This window comes from Sutcliffiella horikoshii (assembly GCF_021991925.1).
GTDB classification, from domain to species: domain Bacteria; phylum Bacillota; class Bacilli; order Bacillales; family Bacillaceae_I; genus Sutcliffiella_A; species Sutcliffiella_A horikoshii_F.
In genome coordinates, this window is the sequence record NZ_RXZI01000010.1 from 1 (window position 1) to 17,590 (window position 17,590).

Genomic DNA, 17,590 nt, shown 5'->3' on the forward strand with positions numbered 1-17,590 from the left:
TGCCGCTATTGCTGTTGTTACCGCTGTTGTTGCTGTTATTGCCGCTATTGCTGTTGTTACCGCTGTTGTTGCTGTTATTGCCGCTATTGCTGTTGTTGCCGCTGTTGTTGTTGCTGTTATTGCTGTTGTTGCTATTGTTGTTATTATTAGAGTTGTTACTGTTGTTAGAATTATTGGAGTTACTGTTATTAGAGTTATTGCTATTGTTGTTATCTGCCATGTCGGTTCCTCTCCTTTAAGTAATTTTTAAAAAAGACCTAAGTACTGCCTACATCCAACCGTCCACTTCACGTTCCGCCTCTTCTTTGGACTTCCCGTGACGCTCCTGAATTTTGCCTACCAGCTTATCACGATCTCCCTCAATTTGTTGAAGATCATCATCCGTGAGATTTCCCCATTTCTTCTTGGCGTCACCTTTCATCTGGTTCCACTTACCTTTCATGGTTGTTTGATTCATAATCAACTTCACCTCCCACTTCAATTTGTGACATCTGATAGCTCGTCACTAGTTACTCAATTCCACCTTTGCATTATTTAAAACCTTAATTTAGGAACAAACTTTTTTCGGAACTTTTTTCCTATTTATTAGTTCCTATCAAATAGTCCATCACAAACAAATAAAAAAAATATTGGTTTAAAATTTTCACCCAAGGGAATTACCTTCTGTGTAGACGATGAAAAAAATACTAAAACGATAGAGGAGGAAAATCACATGTTGTGGACAATATTTGTTGTATTATTAGTTCTTTGGTTACTTGGTTTCGCAATGGAAATCGGTGGAGGACTAATTCACATTCTTTTAGTTCTAGCTGTATTGGCAATCGTATTTAACCTATTCGGAAGAAGACGAGGTGTCAGGTAACACTTATCCATTAATTGCTACGACTAGTTGTATATCCTAAGGGAAAAACAATAGTACAGCTATTTTAAGTCAGATGTTTAGGAGGCATATCACTATGTTATGGACAATCTTTGCAGTATTACTTATCTTATGGTTACTAGGATTCTCTTTTGATATCGCAGGGAACCTAATCCACATCATCCTTGTATTAGCACTAATCGCATTAGTCTTTAACTTATTTGCTGGCCGCAGAAGGCCGTAGTGATGATAAATAGAAAAAAGCTGGGAAGAATCAGTGACAACACTGAATCTTTCCAGCTTTTTTCATGGAAATCTGATAACGTCCCTGTTGACTTCCGCACTGAGCTTCTCTTTCCGTGGGGCGACCTTGAGCCTACTCACAACGTTTGGTGTCTCAACATTGCCGCTCCCTTCCCACTGGAATCTTCACCCTTTGCTCCAATCATCAGCTTAGAAATTCTATTGCAAAATTCTTTTTGCCTCGAAGAAACGTTGAAAGCCTGTGATGATTTCAACCGCTAGGAAGATCAAGGTGGTCCATAGAACAAATGCAGGTAACAACATCATAAGGGAAAGTAGAATAAAGCCTTCCGTTCTTTCCGCAAGCCCAGCTTGGTAATAAAATGACTTCATGCCCTGTTTTTCTGACACCGCTCCTACCGTTAAAAAGACCGTAATGGAAAAGATGATGGACACGCTCAATAGTAATAAAGCCCACTGTATTTCAGGATAAATAAACGCCACACCGAGGATGACACTTATCTCAACCAGACGATCAAACGTTACATCCATCACCGTCCCCCATGGAGAGGATTTGGTTTTTCGGGCCATCGTGCCATCGACCGCATCAAGGAAGCCAGAAACCCACAGAACCAATACTGCTATAATCGGCAGCCCAAAATAGAAAAAGACCCCAGAAGACACGCCAATACAAAAAGAAATGACCGTAACCTGATTTGGCGTCAATCCGAACTTCAGCAATTGCTCTGCCGTGTTTGATATTAAAGGTTGTACGTATTTTCGGGCATGCGTATCAAGCATAGAAACCTTCCTTTAATTGAAGAATTTTTTGAAACGCTCTTTAAAAAATATAGGAATGATAGCAATCAAGACAAACACGACCACCGCAATCAATAGATAGGTATAGTCTCCCTCTACAAAGCTTGATCCCAAAAAATTAAAGGCAAAGGTACCTGGTATGATTCCAAGTACCGTTCCTAGAAGGAAATGGATAAACCGTACTTTGGAAATTCCGGCTACATAGCTGATAAGGTCGAAATTAACGATCGGTAATAAACGAAGGATAAGAATATAGAAAAAGCCCCGTTTCTCCATGTTTTGTTGAATGGACGCCGCCTTTCCCTTCCAGGAGGTCTTTGCCAGATTCTTGCCAAGCTTTCTAGCCACCATAAATGACAGTACCGCACCACTTGATGCACCAATGATCGTATAAATAGTTCCCCAGAGAGCTCCGAAAGCAAGCCCCGCTCCAAGTGATAAAACCGAAGCAGGAAACAAAACAAGCGGCCTTACTGTATATAGGATGATATAAATGATCGGCGCCCATACCCCAAAGCCAAGTATCCACTCTCTTATACTAGAAGGGGAGATGGAAACATAGCGGTAATTGATTACCAATAATACACTAATCACAATTGCTAGCAATAAAAGCTTTGCTATTGTTTTTCTACTCATTGTTCATCTCCTCGATGGAAATGGACAAGATCTTGTTCTTGTTGGACCGTTACCCAGACTTGTTGGGACAGATCCAGATTCTCGTTCGAGGGAAGAGTGAGCTTCTGATGAAGGGCTTCCATCTGGATATCATAAAAAAGGCTTCCATGTTTCACTTTTTTCTGTACCACCGTCCCTTTATAGGACTGAAAGCTTTCTTCTGACTTTTCTTTTGCTACTGTCAATTTTTTTGAATGAACAAAGGTATTGGTATCTACCAGAAGTCCATCAGAATAGAATTTTGCCACAAAAGGTGTTGCCGGCTCCTCATACACATCCATCGGTTTGCCAATCTGCTGGATTTTCTGTTCGGCAAATACGACGACCCGATCCCCCATCAGCATTGCTTCTTCTATATCATGGGTGACAAAAAGGCTTGCAATACCTTCTTCTTTCAATAAATTCTTCACCCATAATCGCAATTCGTCCCTTTTTTCGTTATCGATGCTGCTGAACGGTTCATCCAGAAGCAAAAGATGAGGATTCGTGATTAGGGCCCTGGCCAACGCAACCCTTTGCTGCTGTCCACCGGATAGCTCATAAGGGTAACTCTTTCCGTATCCATCAAGTCCCACTTTCATAAGAAAATTGGTGGCCGATTCTTTTCGCTTGGCTTTCGTTCCTTTTCTTTTAAAAGATAAACCGATCATGACATTTTCCAAGACGGTCATATGCGGAAACAAGAGTGGCTGTTGAAACATCATGACAATCGGACGCTGATTGGCTTGCAGAGAGGTGATATCCTCCTTCCCCACTTTGATGGTTCCAGTTGAAACGGCTTCAAGTCCTGCAAGGCATTTTAATAGTGTCGACTTGCCGCTGCCTGATGGGCCGACAACACTGATGATTTCCCCTTGGTCGATCGTCAGATTCATGTCACGGATGATGCTTTTCTCTCCGTATCTTTTCGATACTTTCTCTATCACTACTTTTTCACTCAATCTAAAAACACCCTTTTCTGATAAGGAATCAGCAGTCGAAACACCAGTTCAAACCCGACCATCACGATTATAGGGAGCAATGCAAACACGATCGAGAAACTAGCAATGACTGCCTCGTCCACTGACGATAAGAACGGAAAATATAACATAGCCAAAGTCAGAACGTTTCCACCACCGATAATGGACGTCAGCGCATATTGACTTAGGGAGATGACAAAAATCAAGAACACCATGCTTCGAAAACTAGGCAACAATTGCGGCAAGTAAATTCTGTAGAGGATCGCAACCTGTGTTCCGCCAAGCGAACTTGCTTGCTCTTCCCACTTCTGCCCAAGTCTTTCAAAACCCGACCTTAAAATTTTGATAGAATATGGCACAGTTGGGATGAGGTGAACCAACACAACCCCTAGCCACTGGTCCGCCAGACCTAGTCGAATCATCGTGATATGAATCCCCATCGCCACCGCGAGGCTCGGGATGAGTATCGGGAGAAGAAGAACGACTTCAACCAGCGATTTGCCCCTGAACGTGTGAAAAGCCAGTGCCCTTGCAGCCGGTACTGCGATCAACAGATTTAGGAGAATAACCATCATCCCTATTAAAAGCGTCATGCCAATTGCCGAATAAAAGCGCGAATCATTTAGCAAGACGGTAAAGCCTCTGGCAGAAAAAGATGATGGAACGACCTCCCCCCACCGCCAACCATAGGATACACTTTTCACTAACAATAGGAGGATAGGAAGAAAGAGAACGAACGTGAAAATGATATACACAATGCTCCAGTTTCTATTCTTTCTCATCTACATCCCGTTTCCTTTCATCATGCGATACCGTGATCTTGAAACCAAACTCAACAAAACAAGTAGCAGACCAAAAATAATGACGGTCACGGTCATCATCACTGCAAATGATTCCGGCCTTTTGCTCCAATCTCCTTGATAAAACCATTCATACGCAAGGACCGATACCATTTTTGGATAGGTAGTGCCAAGTAAATACGGCACTTCAAATGCCGCCAAAATAAAGGCAAAAACAATCAGTCCCGCCTCCATCAGCACCGGAAACAACCATGGCCACTCCACTGTTTTGAACACATGCCACTTGTTGCCACCAAGTGTCCTCACGACATGTGGCAGATCCCGGTTGAGATGTGCATATACAGGCAACAACATTAACACGACAAAAGGAATTTCTTTTAATGTGTAGGTGATGATGATGCCGATTCCATAGCGGTCATTGGTCAGCACCGGAAACTGATCTGGACTTTCTATGATGGACATTCCATGCATCAGGGTGGAAAACCAGCCCGTTTGTGAGAAAAGCAGGATCATCATATATCCCCACACAAAATGAGGAAATAACATTGGCAGCCAAACAACCGCCCGGGCCAAGTGGTTCTTCAAGGTTTCAAATAGAAATTTGGTTAGTAAAAGTCCCAAAAGGAGGGACAGCGCCGTTGAAACGAAGGCGATCCTGAGACTGTATGTGAGGGAATCCAGGAAAGCCTTATTTTTAAATATCTTTTTATATGCATCCAATGAAAAGCCATTCAAGGTTGTCACACTCTCTTGTGCCGCCATAAACAACCCATACACAACAAGACAGAATGTAAAAAGAAAAGCCGGAAGGAGTGCTAGACTCCAACTATTGCTTTTGAACCACTTCATTGACCCAGTGCTCCTTCAACCAATTCACATATTTCGCATCCACTTCCGGCAATAAGCTTTCGCTCAATTCTTCCGGTTGCAGGACAGAAGCTCCCCGATCCATATTTGTCAGCTTTTCTTTCGCCTCCTCTGGCAACTTTGTCGGATCAAGGGCCATATTTTCACCCCAATAGGTCGACTCGTATTTCGTAAGCTGTGCATCTGGGGACATCAGGAAATCTATCGCCACCATCGCTCCTGCTTTGTTTGGACTTTTAAACGGGATGGCCAGGAAGTGCGTGTTACCGATGGAACCTGAATCTAACACAAAGGATTTCGTGCTTTCAGGGAAAACGCCATCCTTGATAAGGCTCTCCGCCCTCGCCTCGTTATACCCCATCGTCATCCACACTTCCCCTTGGCTATAAAGGCGATCTAGGTCTGTTAGAGTTGCTGGGTAGGTTTCACCTTTTCTCCATAGGGAAGGTTGTATTTCACGGAGATAGCTCCAGAGGGTGTCTTCGTGATTCGCTAAAACCTCTTCGTTATAGCCGTTCTCTAATAATTTCTCCGGGCCTCCGACAGCATCGTAAAGGATATGTCTCAAAAACGCGTTGCCGGTGAAATCATTGGCGTCTGGATATGTGAATCTTCCTGGATTTTCTTTTATCCAGTCCTTTAATTCTTGTAGGCTTGCCGGTGGAGTCTGGACTTTTTCTTCATCATATAGGAAAACGAACTGCACTTTCCCCCATGGGGCCTCCAGTCCTTCCACCTCTGTTCCGAAGTCATATTGGATGTCCAGGCTTTCTGTGTCCACATAGTTTTGATAGTTTGGTAGCTTTTCGCTGAAAGGTCCGTAGAGTAGTTCAAACTCCTTGGCGTTCTTGAAGTTTTCTCCGTTCAGCCAGATGATATCGATCGTCCCGTCCTCTTTGTTCGCCCGCTTTTCCGTTGACAGCTTTTGCAAGATTTCGTTCGTATCCATCGGCACTCGTTCTAGTTCGATGTTATGAGCTTCTTTTAGATTTGGTGCAACCCATTCATCCATGTAGCGATTGATTCCTTCATCGCCGCCCCACATGAATATGCGTACTTTGGAGCCGTCGGCACGTTCTGTGATGTCGCTCCATTCTTTGTCTTTTAGTTCCTCGCTGGTGCTGTTGCTGTTAGTGGTTGAGTTGGAGCAGCCAGCTGCGATTAGTAGAACGATCAATAATGATAATGCCAGTAACCTTGTTTTCATGGACGTCCCTCTTCTCTTTATCGATTTCCCTCTATCTATATATATAACACTATCCTTTTACACTTTGAAATGTTGGTATGTTTGCGGTGGGTTTAGGTTCTTTAGGAACCTAACGTTTTTGGAGGGGAATTGGATCACTTGGAGGTAGTTTTTTTGGGGATGATGGGGATCTGCGGTGCTGCACTCGCTTCCGTTTAGGGCAAATGTCCGAAGATTTTCGTTTTTTGTCCGAAGTTTTGGCGTTCTTGTCCGAAGTTTTGGCAAAGTTGTCCGAAAGTTCACCGATAATTGTCCGAACGAACTTTTCAAATGTCCGAACGTCCCTGCATGGTGTCCGAACCCGGCCTTGAACTTGTCCGAACCTATGTAAAAAAGAGGCTCAATTGTCCGAACCTCCATTATAATTGTCCGAACGATTTATAAGCATCAAAATTCAACTAAAAAACCCCTGTAAAGCCGAAAAAGCGCATGGATTAACTCACTTAAAGAATCAATCCATGCGCAACCCATTATTTTGTCAAAGCATCCGTCAACACAGGTACAACCTGCTTCTTACGGGATACCACACCTTTTAACAAGGCAGTGTTGTTCTCTAGTGTCACATTGTAAGCTTTCTCCACAGCTGGAGCCTGGGAACCTAGTGCAAGTGCAACAGAGTCATTTTCTAGAATGTCCGTCACCACTAGCAAGAATAAATCCAACCCCTTGTCAGCAACGTTTGCTGTGATTACAGCTTCCAACTCTTCTTGTTTTGCAAGAACGTCATTTGTATCGACCGTGTTCACTTGTGCGATTTCCACTTTGTAGTTACCCATTTGGAATTCTTTTGCATCAAGGGAGATAAGCTGTTCTACCGTTTTGTCGCTAAGGTCCGCTCCCGCTTTTAACATCGCTAAACCGTACTCCTCCGCATTCACACCCGCGATTTCCGCAAGTTCTTTTGCAGCTTGTACATCTTGGTCCGTGCAAGTTGGGGATTTGAACAATAGAGAATCAGAAATGATGGCAGAAAGCATCAAACCTGCAACAGGCTTGGAAATTTCTACGCCATTCTCCTTGTAAAGCTTGTTCAAGATCGTCGCTGTGCATCCTACAGGCTCTGCACGATAGTACAATGGATCTGCTGTTTCAAAGTTTGCGATACGGTGGTGATCGATTACCTCAAGGACGCGAACTTGATCAATGTCGCTAACGCTTTGTTGGCGCTCGTTGTGGTCGACCAAAATTACTTCCTTCACTTCGTTTGCAACAGTTTCCACTAGACGCGGCACTTCACTGTTAAATTCTTTTAGTGCATATTCCGTTTCGCCATTCAATTCACCTAGGCGGACTGGCTCTGCATCCATGCCCAATTGCTTTTTCAACTCTGCATAGGCAATTGCCGAGCAGATGGAATCTGTATCTGGGTTTTTATGTCCTAGTACTAAAACTTTTGTCATGAGTACTCTCCTTGCGTAAATGTAATATCGAGCTATTCGTGCTAACTCTTCCACTTTGTATATTACCTTAAAATATCTCTTGTTTCAAAATGAAAATCTTAAAACGTCGTACCAACTGGATTTTTTTCCTATTTACTTTTGTAGCTACTACGGAGGTGGGGTCTTCGCAGGCGATATCATAAATCCGAATTGATGCCGAATTTGGTGGAGTTCATGCCGAAACTGGCCAAGTTCGTGCCGAATTGGGTGGAGTTCATGCCGAAACTGGCCAAGTTCGTGCCGAATTGGGTGGAGTTCGTGCCAAAACACCCCGGGTTCGTGCCAAAACCGAGAATTACCCTCCGACTGGTCCACAAAGCCTTACCCGTTCTCTTCCTTCAGCTTGTTCATCCGCTCGATCCAATCTTGAATTTCTGCATCGATTCGATCAAGTTCATCGTTCATTTCCTTTTCTTTTTTGGCATGTAATTCATCCTTTAATGCCTCCATTGCCTCTTTGTACTCTTCGATTCTAGCAAGTAACGCAACTTCCTCTTCCTCGGTGATTTGTTCTGCTTTTTTCAACGATTTTGCAGCACCTCTGAATCGCTCTGCTTCCTTGGTGATGGCATGATTAATCGTCATTTTCATTTTACCAAGGTCAAGATTGGCAAAAGAGACGGCAAAGGTGCCTCTAGGGGATGCCAATGATTTATTCATCAAGTCGAGATCACTAGGCAGCCATTTGTATTTCATGCTGTTCTGCAGGTCATCGGCACTATCGGCAGAGATGTACTCTCCGTTTCCGGCAGCCGCCACATCTTTCAACTGATTTTCTGATTCTTTGTCGACATGGAATCCGATGATGTTCACATGGCGGCCTTCTTTTTCAGCTGCGAAGGCTTGCGCTTCCTCAACTGGATTACCGTCGCACGTCTCCATCCCATCACTTACAATATAGAGGGTAATATCCCCGTCGTAATCGGCACTATCTTCACGAGCAGTTTTAATGGCTTCGGCAAGTGGGGTCCAGCCTTTCGCCTCCACACCTTGAACCGCTTCAAAGAATGCTTTTTCGTTATACGGCTGTGCCGGATAGACCTCCTCTATCGTCGTACAGGACACCTGCATATCCTTGTCTTCTTGGGAGCCCGCATGCCCATACACATAGAGAGAAACATCACTGTTCATTCCTATCGTTTTACCAAAACTCAAGACCGCATCCTTTGCCACCTTCATTTTCTGCTGGCCATTTACATCCAACAACATGCTCGAGCTTGCATCCAAAAGGATCAAGGCTTTCGAAGGTGTTCCCTGTCCATTTGGTGCTGTCTCGTTCAGCTCGGGCTCGGGCAACAGCGGTTCATTAAAAGAAGGCTCATAGTTTGCCAGTTTTCCTATTGCCTCAGGGTACGCATTGTTCCCTAACAGGTGGATGAACGCCTTCAATAGCGTATCCGTTTCTGTGGTTTCTGACGTAACATCTTCCATATGTAGAAGGAATTCTTCTTCTAAGCCTTCTAAAGGATTGAGTGAAGGCCAAATACTGGTTTCCTCTTCATACTCGATATCCCCAGTCATGGTACCCGAAAGGACCGCAACAAACTCTTCCAGGTTGGACGGGATCACCACTTCATCTAATTTTCCAAGAACCTCATTGGCAGAAGATCTATGCTCTTCCTCGTTTTTATCCTCTTCCTTCCCTTTTTCCTCCTGCCACTCTTCTTCATTGGAAGAAGGAGTTGGCTCGGTTGTTGTGTTTTCCCTTTTTGTGCAACCTCCAAGTATAATCATGGATATACTTAGTAACATTACAAATAATCTCATCTGTCTCCCTCCAATTCTTCTATTAAGTACGGTCAATCGCTTTATTTTGTTTCACCTTTTCTCTAAAACACCCTATTTACCTATCAAAATGACACTCTTCTCCATTCAAAATGATGATCCACTTGTCGCCTTCCATAAATAGGATAACTATTCCAGCTCTCTTTTTCCAATAAAAAATAACCCACCTGTTTTTCTATCATTCTCCCAAATACTCTCCAGAACGATATTTTCCCCTCAAGTAGGGTAGGAAATAGTAACACTATTTATGGAGGTTCTGAACATGCATAAAATTGTAAAACTACCATCTCATCCCGCATCCCTCTGGCAGCAACAACATTCATCGGACACATTCCCCCCACTTCAGGAGAACATCTCAGCGGATGTGACTGTCATCGGGGCTGGAATCACAGGCATCACCGCCGCATATCTTCTTGCAAAGGAAGGATTGAGTGTCGCACTTCTCGAAGCAGGCAGAGTCATCGGTGGTACTACCGGTTTTACAACCGCCAAAATTTCCTCCCAACACGGGTTGATCTATCAAGACCTAATCAAGCAACACGGACAAGAAAAGGCACGACTTTACTATGAGGCAAATCAGGAGGGTTTATCTTTCATCCAGAAAAACATCAATGATTTGCAAATAGATTGCGATTTCCACACACTCCCGTCATTCGTCTACTCCACAAGCAAGGAAATGGAGCAAAAGGTCGAAGAAGAGGCAAATGCCTATCTCGAACTTGGTATCAATGGCGGCTTTGCCCATATGGAAGATCTGTCACTCCCCTTTCCCGTGAAAAATGGTGTGATGATGCGGGATCAGGCACAGTTTCATCCAGTCAAGTATTTAAATGGGCTGCTACGGGCTTTTACAGAATTAGGCGGGAAGGTGTATGAACAGACAAAAGCTACGGACATACAGAAGGATTCCTCGATTGTTGAAACGGACAACGGGTTTGAGGTGAAAAGCAAAACTATCATCGTCAGCACTCATTACCCTTTCAACGATATGAATGGCCTTCTCTTTTCCAGATTGCATGTAGAACGCTCTTACGCTCTAGCTGCTAACATGGAACATGTCAGTATACCGGAAGGCATGTACTTGAGTGCGGATGAACCGACCCGCTCTATCCGATCTGCAATTGGTCCTGACGGAGAGAGATTATTGCTTCTTGGAGGGGAAGGGCATCCCACCGGTCAACATGATTGGGACACCCTCATCAATTATGAGAAGCTTGCCGAGTTTGGAGCCAGGTATTTTGATATAAATGATATCCCGTATCACTGGTCCTCACAGGATATTTTTTCACTTGATCGCCTGCCATACATCGGTCCCATTCAGAAAGGGTCGGATAATGTGCTCGTAGCCACCGCCTTTGCCAAGTGGGGAATGACAAATGGGACGATTGCCGCCTGTATATTAAAAGATACGATCCTCAACCAGGCCAATCCGTATACGGACCTTTTCCATCCTAGCAGGGGCGAAATGGAGACGAGCAGCATCAAAAATTTCGTAAAGGAAAATGCAACTGTAGCCAAAGAGCTGGTGAAAGGCAAATTAAAGAGACAGTCTCACAGCCTAGATGATCTGAAGTGTGATGAGGGTGGCATTGTCCAATTGGATGGCAAAAAGGTGGGAGCATACAAGGACAGCGAAGGCACATGTCACCTTGTAAAGCCTACCTGTACACATATGGGATGTGACGTGGAATGGAACGATGCGGAACGCTCCTGGGATTGTCCGTGTCATGCTTCCCGGTTCTCCTATAAGGGGGACGTATTGGTAGGGCCCGCAACAAAACCGTTGAAGGGGTATGAAGAATAACGCTATTCTTTTTTACCAAAATCTCTTTTACCATAATTTAAACCGGGCAAAAACCGCCCGGTCTTTTTATTGAAAAATAGTTTAGTTATAGGTTAATCGCTGCTGTTCCTTTCCGCAAATGGCCAAGTGAAAAATCTAGTTTCCAAATTCCTACTGTAGCAACAACCTTTGAGAAAACAGCCTTTTAAAAAAGGAACGTCCGTCAACGGAGTTGTTCCTCTTCTTTATCAATCTACTTGTCTCACACCTGCCGCTTGCATTCCTTGCTGTCCGCGATCTTCCACACAAGTTTCGATGGTTTGTGCTTCCTGGCTCTCCTTTTCATTCACCAGCACCAGGATCCTGCCGTTCTCCACATCTGTTGCATACATCGGCGCGTCACGATCTGATAGACCGAGACCTAGCAGCTTGTTGCCGACCCCTTGTGGTGCTTGAGCTTCTTCTGGCAAAAAGATTTTATCCACCATGGAGTCATCCTCTTCTGCTACAATCCTCTCGATGCGTGTTCCCATTGGATAATCGGAGCCAAGGGAATCACCTAGTGCCACGATGACGATCTCTTCTGCCTGATACCCTTGAACAATCAAACCTTCTACCACATTTCTGGCTTTTTTCTCTGTATCATAAACACCTAATATCGTTTTTTTCATTGTCGTTCCTCCTAGGAAAATGATAGTTCTTTTCTCTATACATTCCCCCGTGGAAACTGTTGAAACACTCTTACAAAAATTTCCTTGTTCTTAACCAAATTGTGCTTGGTGTAATCTGCTATAAATCCCCTCTGCCTCTATCAGCTCTTCATGTCGGCCCTGTTCTGCGATGCCATCCTTTGTCACGACCATAATGCGGTCTGCATTTTTAATGGTTGCCAGACGATGGGCGATGACAAGCGTTGTCCGGTCTTTGGAAAGCTCCGTCAACGACCCCTGGATAGCGCGTTCTGTTTCCGTATCTAGAGCAGATGTGGCTTCATCCAGGATAAGGATCGGTGGATTTTTGAGGAAGATCCGCGAAATGGCAAGGCGTTGCTTTTGACCTCCAGATAATTTCACCCCGCGTTCTCCAATGACTGTATCAAGCCCCTGTGGTTGTGTGGCGATGAATTCATCTAGCTGGGAGCGTCTTGCCGCCTCCATGATCTCTTCATCTGTCGCATCAAGTTTTCCGTATGCGATATTCTCTCTGATGGTTCCTGAGAAAAGGAAGACATCCTGTTGCACGATGCCGATTTGGCTTCGCAAGGATTCGAGCTTCAATTCCCGCGTATCATAGCCGTCAATGAGGATGCTCCCTTCCTCTAATTCATAGAACCTTGGCAAGAGGCTGCAAAGCGTTGTTTTTCCGGCGCCCGATGGACCGACAATCGCCACCGTTTCCCCTGCCCTGACGGTGAGGTTGATGTTTCTCAATACTCTCTCGTTGCCTTCATAGCCAAACGATACATTACGGTAATGGATCTCCCCTTCAAGATCGGCATGGACCGCACCTGGCGCATCTGCAATATCAGGTTCGGTGTCCATGATCTCTGTGTAACGTTTAAACCCGGCAATCCCTTTTGGATAACTCTCGATCACTGCATTTATTTTCTGAATAGGTCCTAGTAAAATATTGGACAGAAGGATGAATGCGACAAACTCCCCGTAGCTAAGCTCCCCACGGATGACAAAGAAGGTCCCAAACAGCAGGGTAAATAACGTCACAAGTCGCATCAGCATGTAGTTTGCCGTGACATTCTGGGCCATGATTTTATAAGAAGCCAGTTTGGTAGAACGGTAGCTTTCATTGTTCACAGCAAATTGCTTCTGTTCGTGTTTTTCATTGGCAAAAGCCTGCACCACGCGGATCCCACCGATACTGTCTTCTACTCTTGCATTTATTTCTGCAACGTCGCTGAACATTCTGCGGAACGTGCGTGTCATTTTTTTATTAAAATGGATGGCAAGGATCATCAGAAGCGGTATGACCAAAAATGATAGAATGGCAAGCTTCCAGTTGATGGCGAGCATGATGAAGAACGCCCCTATCAGGGTCATCAATGCCACAAAGACATCCTCTGGTCCATGGTGGGCAACTTCACCGATCTCTTCTAGGTCCTTGGTGAGCCTGGAAATGGAGTGCCCCGTTTTATTATTGTCATAATAGCCGAATGACAGCTTCTGCATGTGCTGAAATAGCTTTCTGCGCATGTCGGTTTCAATATTGATTCCAAGCATATGTCCCCAATAGGTAACAATGTAATGTAGGCCGGTATTGATTGCATAGATGGCTAGCAGCCCGATGCAAGCCCAAACAATCACTGTCCAATTTTGTTGTGGCAACAGCTTATCGATTACCTGGTTAACGGCAATCGGAAATGCAAGCTCCAGCAACCCCACCAAGACGGCGCAGGAAAAATCCAAAATAAACAGCCACTTGTATGGCTTATAATAGGAGAAAAACCGTCGTACCAATACTTCCACACCCTTTTCCAAATTATTATGTAATAGCGTTTTTCCTTCGACCCCCTAATGATAATCATTATCATTTACATTCTACTATACTACCCTTTCCCAATACACGTCAATGTAATTATATTAGGAAACAAGCACTACCTGTGTTATAAAGAAATCAAAAGGATCCTATGTAGAGAGTGGGAGAATGTGCGATGGCTAATATACTGATCATTGAAGACGAAAAAAAGATTGCCCGTGTCCTTCAACTGGAGCTCGAGCATGAAGGATATGAGACGGACGCTGCATTTACTGGCACCAGCGGCTTGGAAAAATTCAAAGAGCAGGATTGGGACTTGGTGTTGCTTGATGTGATGCTCCCGGAATTGAGCGGTCTAGAAGTGTTGAGGAGAATCCGCACTACCGATTCAAACACTCCTGTCATTTTGTTGACCGCCCGCAACTCCATCCCCGATAAAGTAAGCGGTCTGGATCTTGGTGCCAACGATTATGTGACAAAGCCTTTTGAAATAGAGGAACTTTTGGCAAGAGTAAGAGCCTCCCTGCGGACGGTCCAGGTAAAAGCAGAGCATTCCAGTGTCTTGAATGTCCAGGACTGGACCGTTAATGAAAAAACACGCGAGGTCGTTCGTGGCAAAGAACAAGTGGACCTGACTCCCAAAGAGTTCGACCTTCTTGTTTACTTTATCGAAAACAAAGGACAGGCTCTGAATCGTGAACAGATCCTCAACCGGGTTTGGGGCTTTGATTATTACGGGGACACCAATATCGTCGACGTTTACGTCAGGCATCTTCGGAAAAAGCTGGACCTCTCAGATGTGCTCTTGACTGTCCGTGGTGTCGGATACCGATTAAAGGAGTAGCAGGCAGATGAAAATAAAAAGTAAAATTCTCTTGTTTTCCACCGTATGGCTCGTCATCATGCTGCTTCTCGTTAACGGGGCCATCTATTTTCTTTTCCAAAAAAACATTCTGGACAATGACCTGAACCGGGTCAGGGATCATGCCGAGTCAGTGACAGCGGCCGTGAACCGGGCGATAAGCGAGAACGAAACGGATTTCAGCTCCCTGCTCAACGCCTACCTCCCTCCTAACGGGATGATCCGCATCGTGACAGAAGAGAATACCTCTGTTGCCAACAGTGCCAAGGAGTACGACATGAGGTTGGTACCCACTAAGTTTCAGAATCAGCAGTTTTCCACCGTGCGAACATTAGAAGGCACTCCATATGCGGTCGTTTCCTATCCGTTGATATGGACGGATGGAAACATCGTGATGCTTGAAGTCACAGAAAAGCTGGAGGATTCCAAACGGACGATCAACATCCTGCTTATCGTGCTACTGCTCGCTTCAGTTTTCATTTTGATTCCTGCCTTATTTTTCGGAAACGTATTGAGCCGAATCATCTTGACACCGATCCATGCTATGACGAAAACGATGAAGCAGATCCAACAGACTGGGGATTATCAAAAGCTGCGACTTGAGGGCACTTCTAAGGATGAGCTTTATACAATGGGTAACACGTTCAACCAGATGATTGATATCCTAGAGAAAAACTACCAAAAACAGCAGCAGTTCGTTTCCGATGCCTCCCATGAATTGAAAACGCCGCTAACGGTAATCGAGAGCTATGCAAGCATGCTCAAACGCTGGGGCATGAAGAAACCCGAGTTATTGGAGGAATCGGTGGATGCCATTTACTCTGAGTCGATCCGGATGAAGGAAATGACCGAGCAGATGCTAGAGCTGGCCAATGCGGATAATGATATGGTGTTGAAGAAAGAAACGGTCGATTTGGGTGATCTCTGCAAGCAAGCGGCTCACCATATGGAAGTTTCTTTTGGCAGGGAAATCAGGCTAATGGAGGGGGGGCTAGTCTCCCCTGTTTTTGCAGACACCAATAAAATAAAACAGTTACTCTATATTCTTTTGGATAACGCACGGAAATATAGTGAAGCAGAAGTAGAGTTGGAACTTGGCGAGACGACTGGCAATTGTTACTTTGCTGTCCGTGATAAAGGGATGGGCATCCCGAAAGAGGACATAGATAAAGTCTTTGACCGCTTTTACCGGGTCGATAAAGCCAGAAACCGTGAGTCTGGCGGTGCAGGGCTTGGTCTTTCCATCGCCAAGCAGATTGTGGACGCACACCAAGGAACGATCGACTTTACTAGTGTGGAAGGAAAAGGCACGACCGTGAAAGTGACATTGCCCAAGGGAAAGGACAGTGAACAAGAATGAAAAATACAAAACGGTTCCTGCTTCTGACCACTGGCGCTTTTATAGTAGTTTCAGGGGTTGCGCTCTTCTATCTCTTTTTTCACAAGACAGAGGCCTTGGCATCAGAAACGGAGGTACGGGAGCTGGTGGAAAGCCAATATAGGGGCAGCCTCATTACCTCCATGCACCAAAAAGACGAAACCTACGAGGTGTTCATCGAAAATGATATGGGGGAATACCAGCTGATGGTGGATGGCCGTAGTAGAGAGATCACCTCGTTAAAACTGGTGAACCGTAAAGAGGATGCCGGTGGAGGAAAACCTGGCACAGATAAGCAGGAGCCAGTTGGCGAAGAGCCTCAAGATCCCGCCGAGGAGAAGCCCGCTCCAAGCATGCTTAGCAGGGATGAAGCCATTGAAATCGCCTTAAACGAAGTACCAGGTAAAGTGGATGATGTAGAGCTTGATGAAGATGATGGCGTGAAGGTATATGAAGTCGAAATCGAAGTGGATGAGGATTCGGAAGCGACCATCATCATCAATGCTTATACAGGTGAAATCCTGTCCCTGACATGGGATTAAAATAAACAGAAGTTTCATTAAGATTTTTTAATCTTTTCCTCCTTTTCTATTAATGTTGGCTGGCTATTATGTAAGTGTAGCAAGCGAAACAAACATTTCAAGGAGGAATTAATGATGAAAATTTTCACAACAGTGATAGCAGGAGCCGTACTTATCGGTGGAATCAGCGTAGGAGCGGAAGCGTTAAAGAACGAGGACACAAAGGAAAACTTGAAGCAGGTCCAGGTTGCCACTCCATCTGAAGAAAAGACTGGCATCACATTAGCCGAAGCATCTGATATTGTGTTGGCGAAAGTGGAAAATGGCGTTTTAAAAGAAGCGGAGAAAGATCGTGAAAATGGGCGTCTTGTTTATGAAATCGAAGTGAAAAATGAGGAGTATGAGTTTGAATTCAAGGTGGATGCCTCGAATGGCGAGATCATCAAGGAAGAGAGAGACGAGCGTAGAGGTAAAAAAGCAGCCTCTTCTGGTGGAAACGGAAAGGCTGAGGACGCTGGCGCGAATGAAGCCGTGATCTCCATTGGTGAGGCCATAGGAATCGCAAAGAAGGAAGTACCGGGCAAACTCGAAGATATTGAACTAGAACGTGAAAACGGAAAACTTGTATATGAAGTGGAAATTGAAAACTTTCAAAATGGTGACGATGAAGGTGTTACGATCTCTATTGATGCCATTACAGGGAAAGTGTTGTATGTAGAGTGGGATGATTAATGGTTTAATGAGGGCGGCCCTTTGTTGGGCTGCTTTTTTTTAGGTTTGGGTATTATTGGGGAAAGGCTTTTAGCAAATTAGTCTTTTGAACCTTTGTTTATGCAGAATTTTGGGGGATTTGTGGTATTTTAA

General features: G+C 44.6%; 19 protein-coding genes. 8 read left to right on the plus strand and 11 right to left on the minus strand.

The features are described from left to right. Positions 1–250, plus strand: a 250-nt coding sequence (locus EKQ44_RS19000) for a hypothetical protein (RefSeq protein ID WP_237665138.1), incomplete at its 5' end; no start/stop codon positions are given. 18 nt (positions 251–268) lie between these two features. On the opposite strand, the gene EKQ44_RS19005 is transcribed toward EKQ44_RS19000, so the two are convergent. Continuing rightward, positions 269–457, minus strand: a complete 189-nt coding sequence (locus tag EKQ44_RS19005; protein WP_088016761.1) for a CsbD family protein — start codon at positions 455–457, stop codon at positions 269–271. A gap of 255 nt (positions 458–712) precedes the next feature. Between EKQ44_RS19005 and EKQ44_RS19010 the strand changes: the two genes are divergently transcribed. Further along, on the plus strand, positions 713–862 hold the full coding sequence (locus EKQ44_RS19010; RefSeq protein ID WP_148989869.1) for a lmo0937 family membrane protein: 150 nt from the start codon (positions 713–715) through the stop codon (positions 860–862). A 94-nt stretch (positions 863–956) separates the two neighbouring features. Next, positions 957–1,103, plus strand: coding sequence for a lmo0937 family membrane protein (locus tag EKQ44_RS19015; protein ID WP_010195114.1), 147 nt, complete (start codon positions 957–959; stop codon positions 1,101–1,103). Between the two features lie 218 nt (positions 1,104–1,321). On the opposite strand, the gene EKQ44_RS19020 is transcribed toward EKQ44_RS19015, so the two are convergent. The 8 genes from EKQ44_RS19020 to EKQ44_RS19055 form a co-directional block, all read right to left on the minus strand. Continuing rightward, positions 1,322–1,903: a CDP-alcohol phosphatidyltransferase family protein gene (locus EKQ44_RS19020; RefSeq protein ID WP_237665139.1), complete on the minus strand. Its 582-nt coding sequence runs from the start codon at positions 1,901–1,903 to the stop codon at positions 1,322–1,324. 12 nt (positions 1,904–1,915) lie between these two features. After that, complete coding sequence (locus EKQ44_RS19025) at positions 1,916–2,557, minus strand: TVP38/TMEM64 family protein (protein WP_237665140.1); 642 nt, start codon at positions 2,555–2,557, stop codon at positions 1,916–1,918. Then, positions 2,554–3,537, minus strand: coding sequence for an ABC transporter ATP-binding protein (locus EKQ44_RS19030; RefSeq protein ID WP_237665141.1), 984 nt, complete (start codon positions 3,535–3,537; stop codon positions 2,554–2,556). Before EKQ44_RS19030 ends, EKQ44_RS19025 begins: the two co-directional genes overlap by 4 nt. Continuing rightward, positions 3,534–4,337, minus strand: coding sequence for an ABC transporter permease (locus EKQ44_RS19035; protein WP_237665142.1), 804 nt, complete (start codon positions 4,335–4,337; stop codon positions 3,534–3,536). The genes EKQ44_RS19030 and EKQ44_RS19035 overlap by 4 nt, the downstream gene beginning before the upstream one ends. Continuing rightward, on the minus strand, positions 4,338–5,204 hold the full coding sequence (locus tag EKQ44_RS19040; protein WP_237665143.1) for an ABC transporter permease: 867 nt from the start codon (positions 5,202–5,204) through the stop codon (positions 4,338–4,340). Then, the gene (locus tag EKQ44_RS19045) at positions 5,182–6,429 is read right to left on the minus strand and encodes an ABC transporter substrate-binding protein (protein WP_237665144.1); all 1,248 of its coding nucleotides are present in this window, start codon (positions 6,427–6,429) and stop codon (positions 5,182–5,184) included. Before EKQ44_RS19045 ends, EKQ44_RS19040 begins: the two co-directional genes overlap by 23 nt. Before the next feature lie 509 nt (positions 6,430–6,938). After that, positions 6,939–7,868 (minus strand): manganese-dependent inorganic pyrophosphatase, encoded by a 930-nt coding sequence (locus tag EKQ44_RS19050; RefSeq protein ID WP_237665145.1) that lies wholly within the window; start codon positions 7,866–7,868, stop codon positions 6,939–6,941. Positions 7,869–8,228: 360 nt separating this feature from the next. Continuing rightward, entirely contained in the window at positions 8,229–9,674 is a 1,446-nt protein-coding gene (locus EKQ44_RS19055) for a VWA domain-containing protein (RefSeq protein WP_237665146.1), read from the minus strand. Positions 9,675–9,954: 280 nt separating this feature from the next. Here EKQ44_RS19055 and EKQ44_RS19060 point away from each other — a divergent pair, with 280 nt between their 5' ends. Beyond that, the gene (locus tag EKQ44_RS19060; RefSeq protein ID WP_237665147.1) at positions 9,955–11,496 is read left to right on the plus strand and encodes an FAD-dependent oxidoreductase; all 1,542 of its coding nucleotides are present in this window, start codon (positions 9,955–9,957) and stop codon (positions 11,494–11,496) included. 227 nt (positions 11,497–11,723) lie between these two features. On the opposite strand, the gene EKQ44_RS19065 is transcribed toward EKQ44_RS19060, so the two are convergent. Together EKQ44_RS19065 and EKQ44_RS19070 are read right to left on the minus strand one after the other, a co-directional pair. Beyond that, positions 11,724–12,146, minus strand: coding sequence for a general stress protein (locus tag EKQ44_RS19065; RefSeq protein WP_237665148.1), 423 nt, complete (start codon positions 12,144–12,146; stop codon positions 11,724–11,726). Between the two features lie 90 nt (positions 12,147–12,236). Then, positions 12,237–13,946, minus strand: coding sequence for an ABC transporter ATP-binding protein (locus EKQ44_RS19070; protein ID WP_237665149.1), 1,710 nt, complete (start codon positions 13,944–13,946; stop codon positions 12,237–12,239). A gap of 194 nt (positions 13,947–14,140) precedes the next feature. On the opposite strand from EKQ44_RS19070, the gene EKQ44_RS19075 reads away from it, so the two are divergent. The 4 genes from EKQ44_RS19075 (at position 14,141) to EKQ44_RS19090 (ending at position 17,458) form a co-directional block, all read left to right on the plus strand. Then, positions 14,141–14,809, plus strand: coding sequence for a response regulator transcription factor (locus EKQ44_RS19075; protein WP_237665150.1), 669 nt, complete (start codon positions 14,141–14,143; stop codon positions 14,807–14,809). A 7-nt stretch (positions 14,810–14,816) separates the two neighbouring features. Then, positions 14,817–16,187, plus strand: a complete 1,371-nt coding sequence (locus tag EKQ44_RS19080) for a HAMP domain-containing sensor histidine kinase (RefSeq protein ID WP_237665151.1) — start codon at positions 14,817–14,819, stop codon at positions 16,185–16,187. Next, positions 16,184–16,747 (plus strand): PepSY domain-containing protein, encoded by a 564-nt coding sequence (locus EKQ44_RS19085; RefSeq protein ID WP_237665152.1) that lies wholly within the window; start codon positions 16,184–16,186, stop codon positions 16,745–16,747. The genes EKQ44_RS19080 and EKQ44_RS19085 overlap by 4 nt, the downstream gene beginning before the upstream one ends. A 111-nt stretch (positions 16,748–16,858) precedes the next feature. Further along, positions 16,859–17,458 (plus strand): PepSY domain-containing protein, encoded by a 600-nt coding sequence (locus tag EKQ44_RS19090; RefSeq protein WP_237665153.1) that lies wholly within the window; start codon positions 16,859–16,861, stop codon positions 17,456–17,458. The last annotated feature ends 132 nt before the right edge of the window (positions 17,459–17,590 follow it).

Coding starts and splice junctions, on each gene's coding strand:
- EKQ44_RS19005 (WP_088016761.1), bottom strand. CDS start 457: ATGAATCAAACAACCATGAAAGGTAAGTGGAACCAGATGAAAGGTGAC.
- EKQ44_RS19010 (WP_148989869.1), top strand. CDS start 713: ATGTTGTGGACAATATTTGTTGTATTATTAGTTCTTTGGTTACTTGGT.
- EKQ44_RS19015 (WP_010195114.1), top strand. CDS start 957: ATGTTATGGACAATCTTTGCAGTATTACTTATCTTATGGTTACTAGGA.
- EKQ44_RS19020 (WP_237665139.1), bottom strand. CDS start 1,903: ATGCTTGATACGCATGCCCGAAAATACGTACAACCTTTAATATCAAAC.
- EKQ44_RS19025 (WP_237665140.1), bottom strand. CDS start 2,557: ATGAGTAGAAAAACAATAGCAAAGCTTTTATTGCTAGCAATTGTGATT.
- EKQ44_RS19035 (WP_237665142.1), bottom strand. CDS start 4,337: ATGAGAAAGAATAGAAACTGGAGCATTGTGTATATCATTTTCACGTTC.
- EKQ44_RS19040 (WP_237665143.1), bottom strand. CDS start 5,204: ATGAAGTGGTTCAAAAGCAATAGTTGGAGTCTAGCACTCCTTCCGGCT.
- EKQ44_RS19045 (WP_237665144.1), bottom strand. CDS start 6,429: ATGAAAACAAGGTTACTGGCATTATCATTATTGATCGTTCTACTAATC.
- EKQ44_RS19050 (WP_237665145.1), bottom strand. CDS start 7,868: ATGACAAAAGTTTTAGTACTAGGACATAAAAACCCAGATACAGATTCC.
- EKQ44_RS19055 (WP_237665146.1), bottom strand. CDS start 9,674: ATGAGATTATTTGTAATGTTACTAAGTATATCCATGATTATACTTGGA.
- EKQ44_RS19060 (WP_237665147.1), top strand. CDS start 9,955: ATGCATAAAATTGTAAAACTACCATCTCATCCCGCATCCCTCTGGCAG.
- EKQ44_RS19065 (WP_237665148.1), bottom strand. CDS start 12,146: ATGAAAAAAACGATATTAGGTGTTTATGATACAGAGAAAAAAGCCAGA.
- EKQ44_RS19075 (WP_237665150.1), top strand. CDS start 14,141: ATGGCTAATATACTGATCATTGAAGACGAAAAAAAGATTGCCCGTGTC.
- EKQ44_RS19080 (WP_237665151.1), top strand. CDS start 14,817: ATGAAAATAAAAAGTAAAATTCTCTTGTTTTCCACCGTATGGCTCGTC.
- EKQ44_RS19085 (WP_237665152.1), top strand. CDS start 16,184: ATGAAAAATACAAAACGGTTCCTGCTTCTGACCACTGGCGCTTTTATA.
- EKQ44_RS19090 (WP_237665153.1), top strand. CDS start 16,859: ATGATGAAAATTTTCACAACAGTGATAGCAGGAGCCGTACTTATCGGT.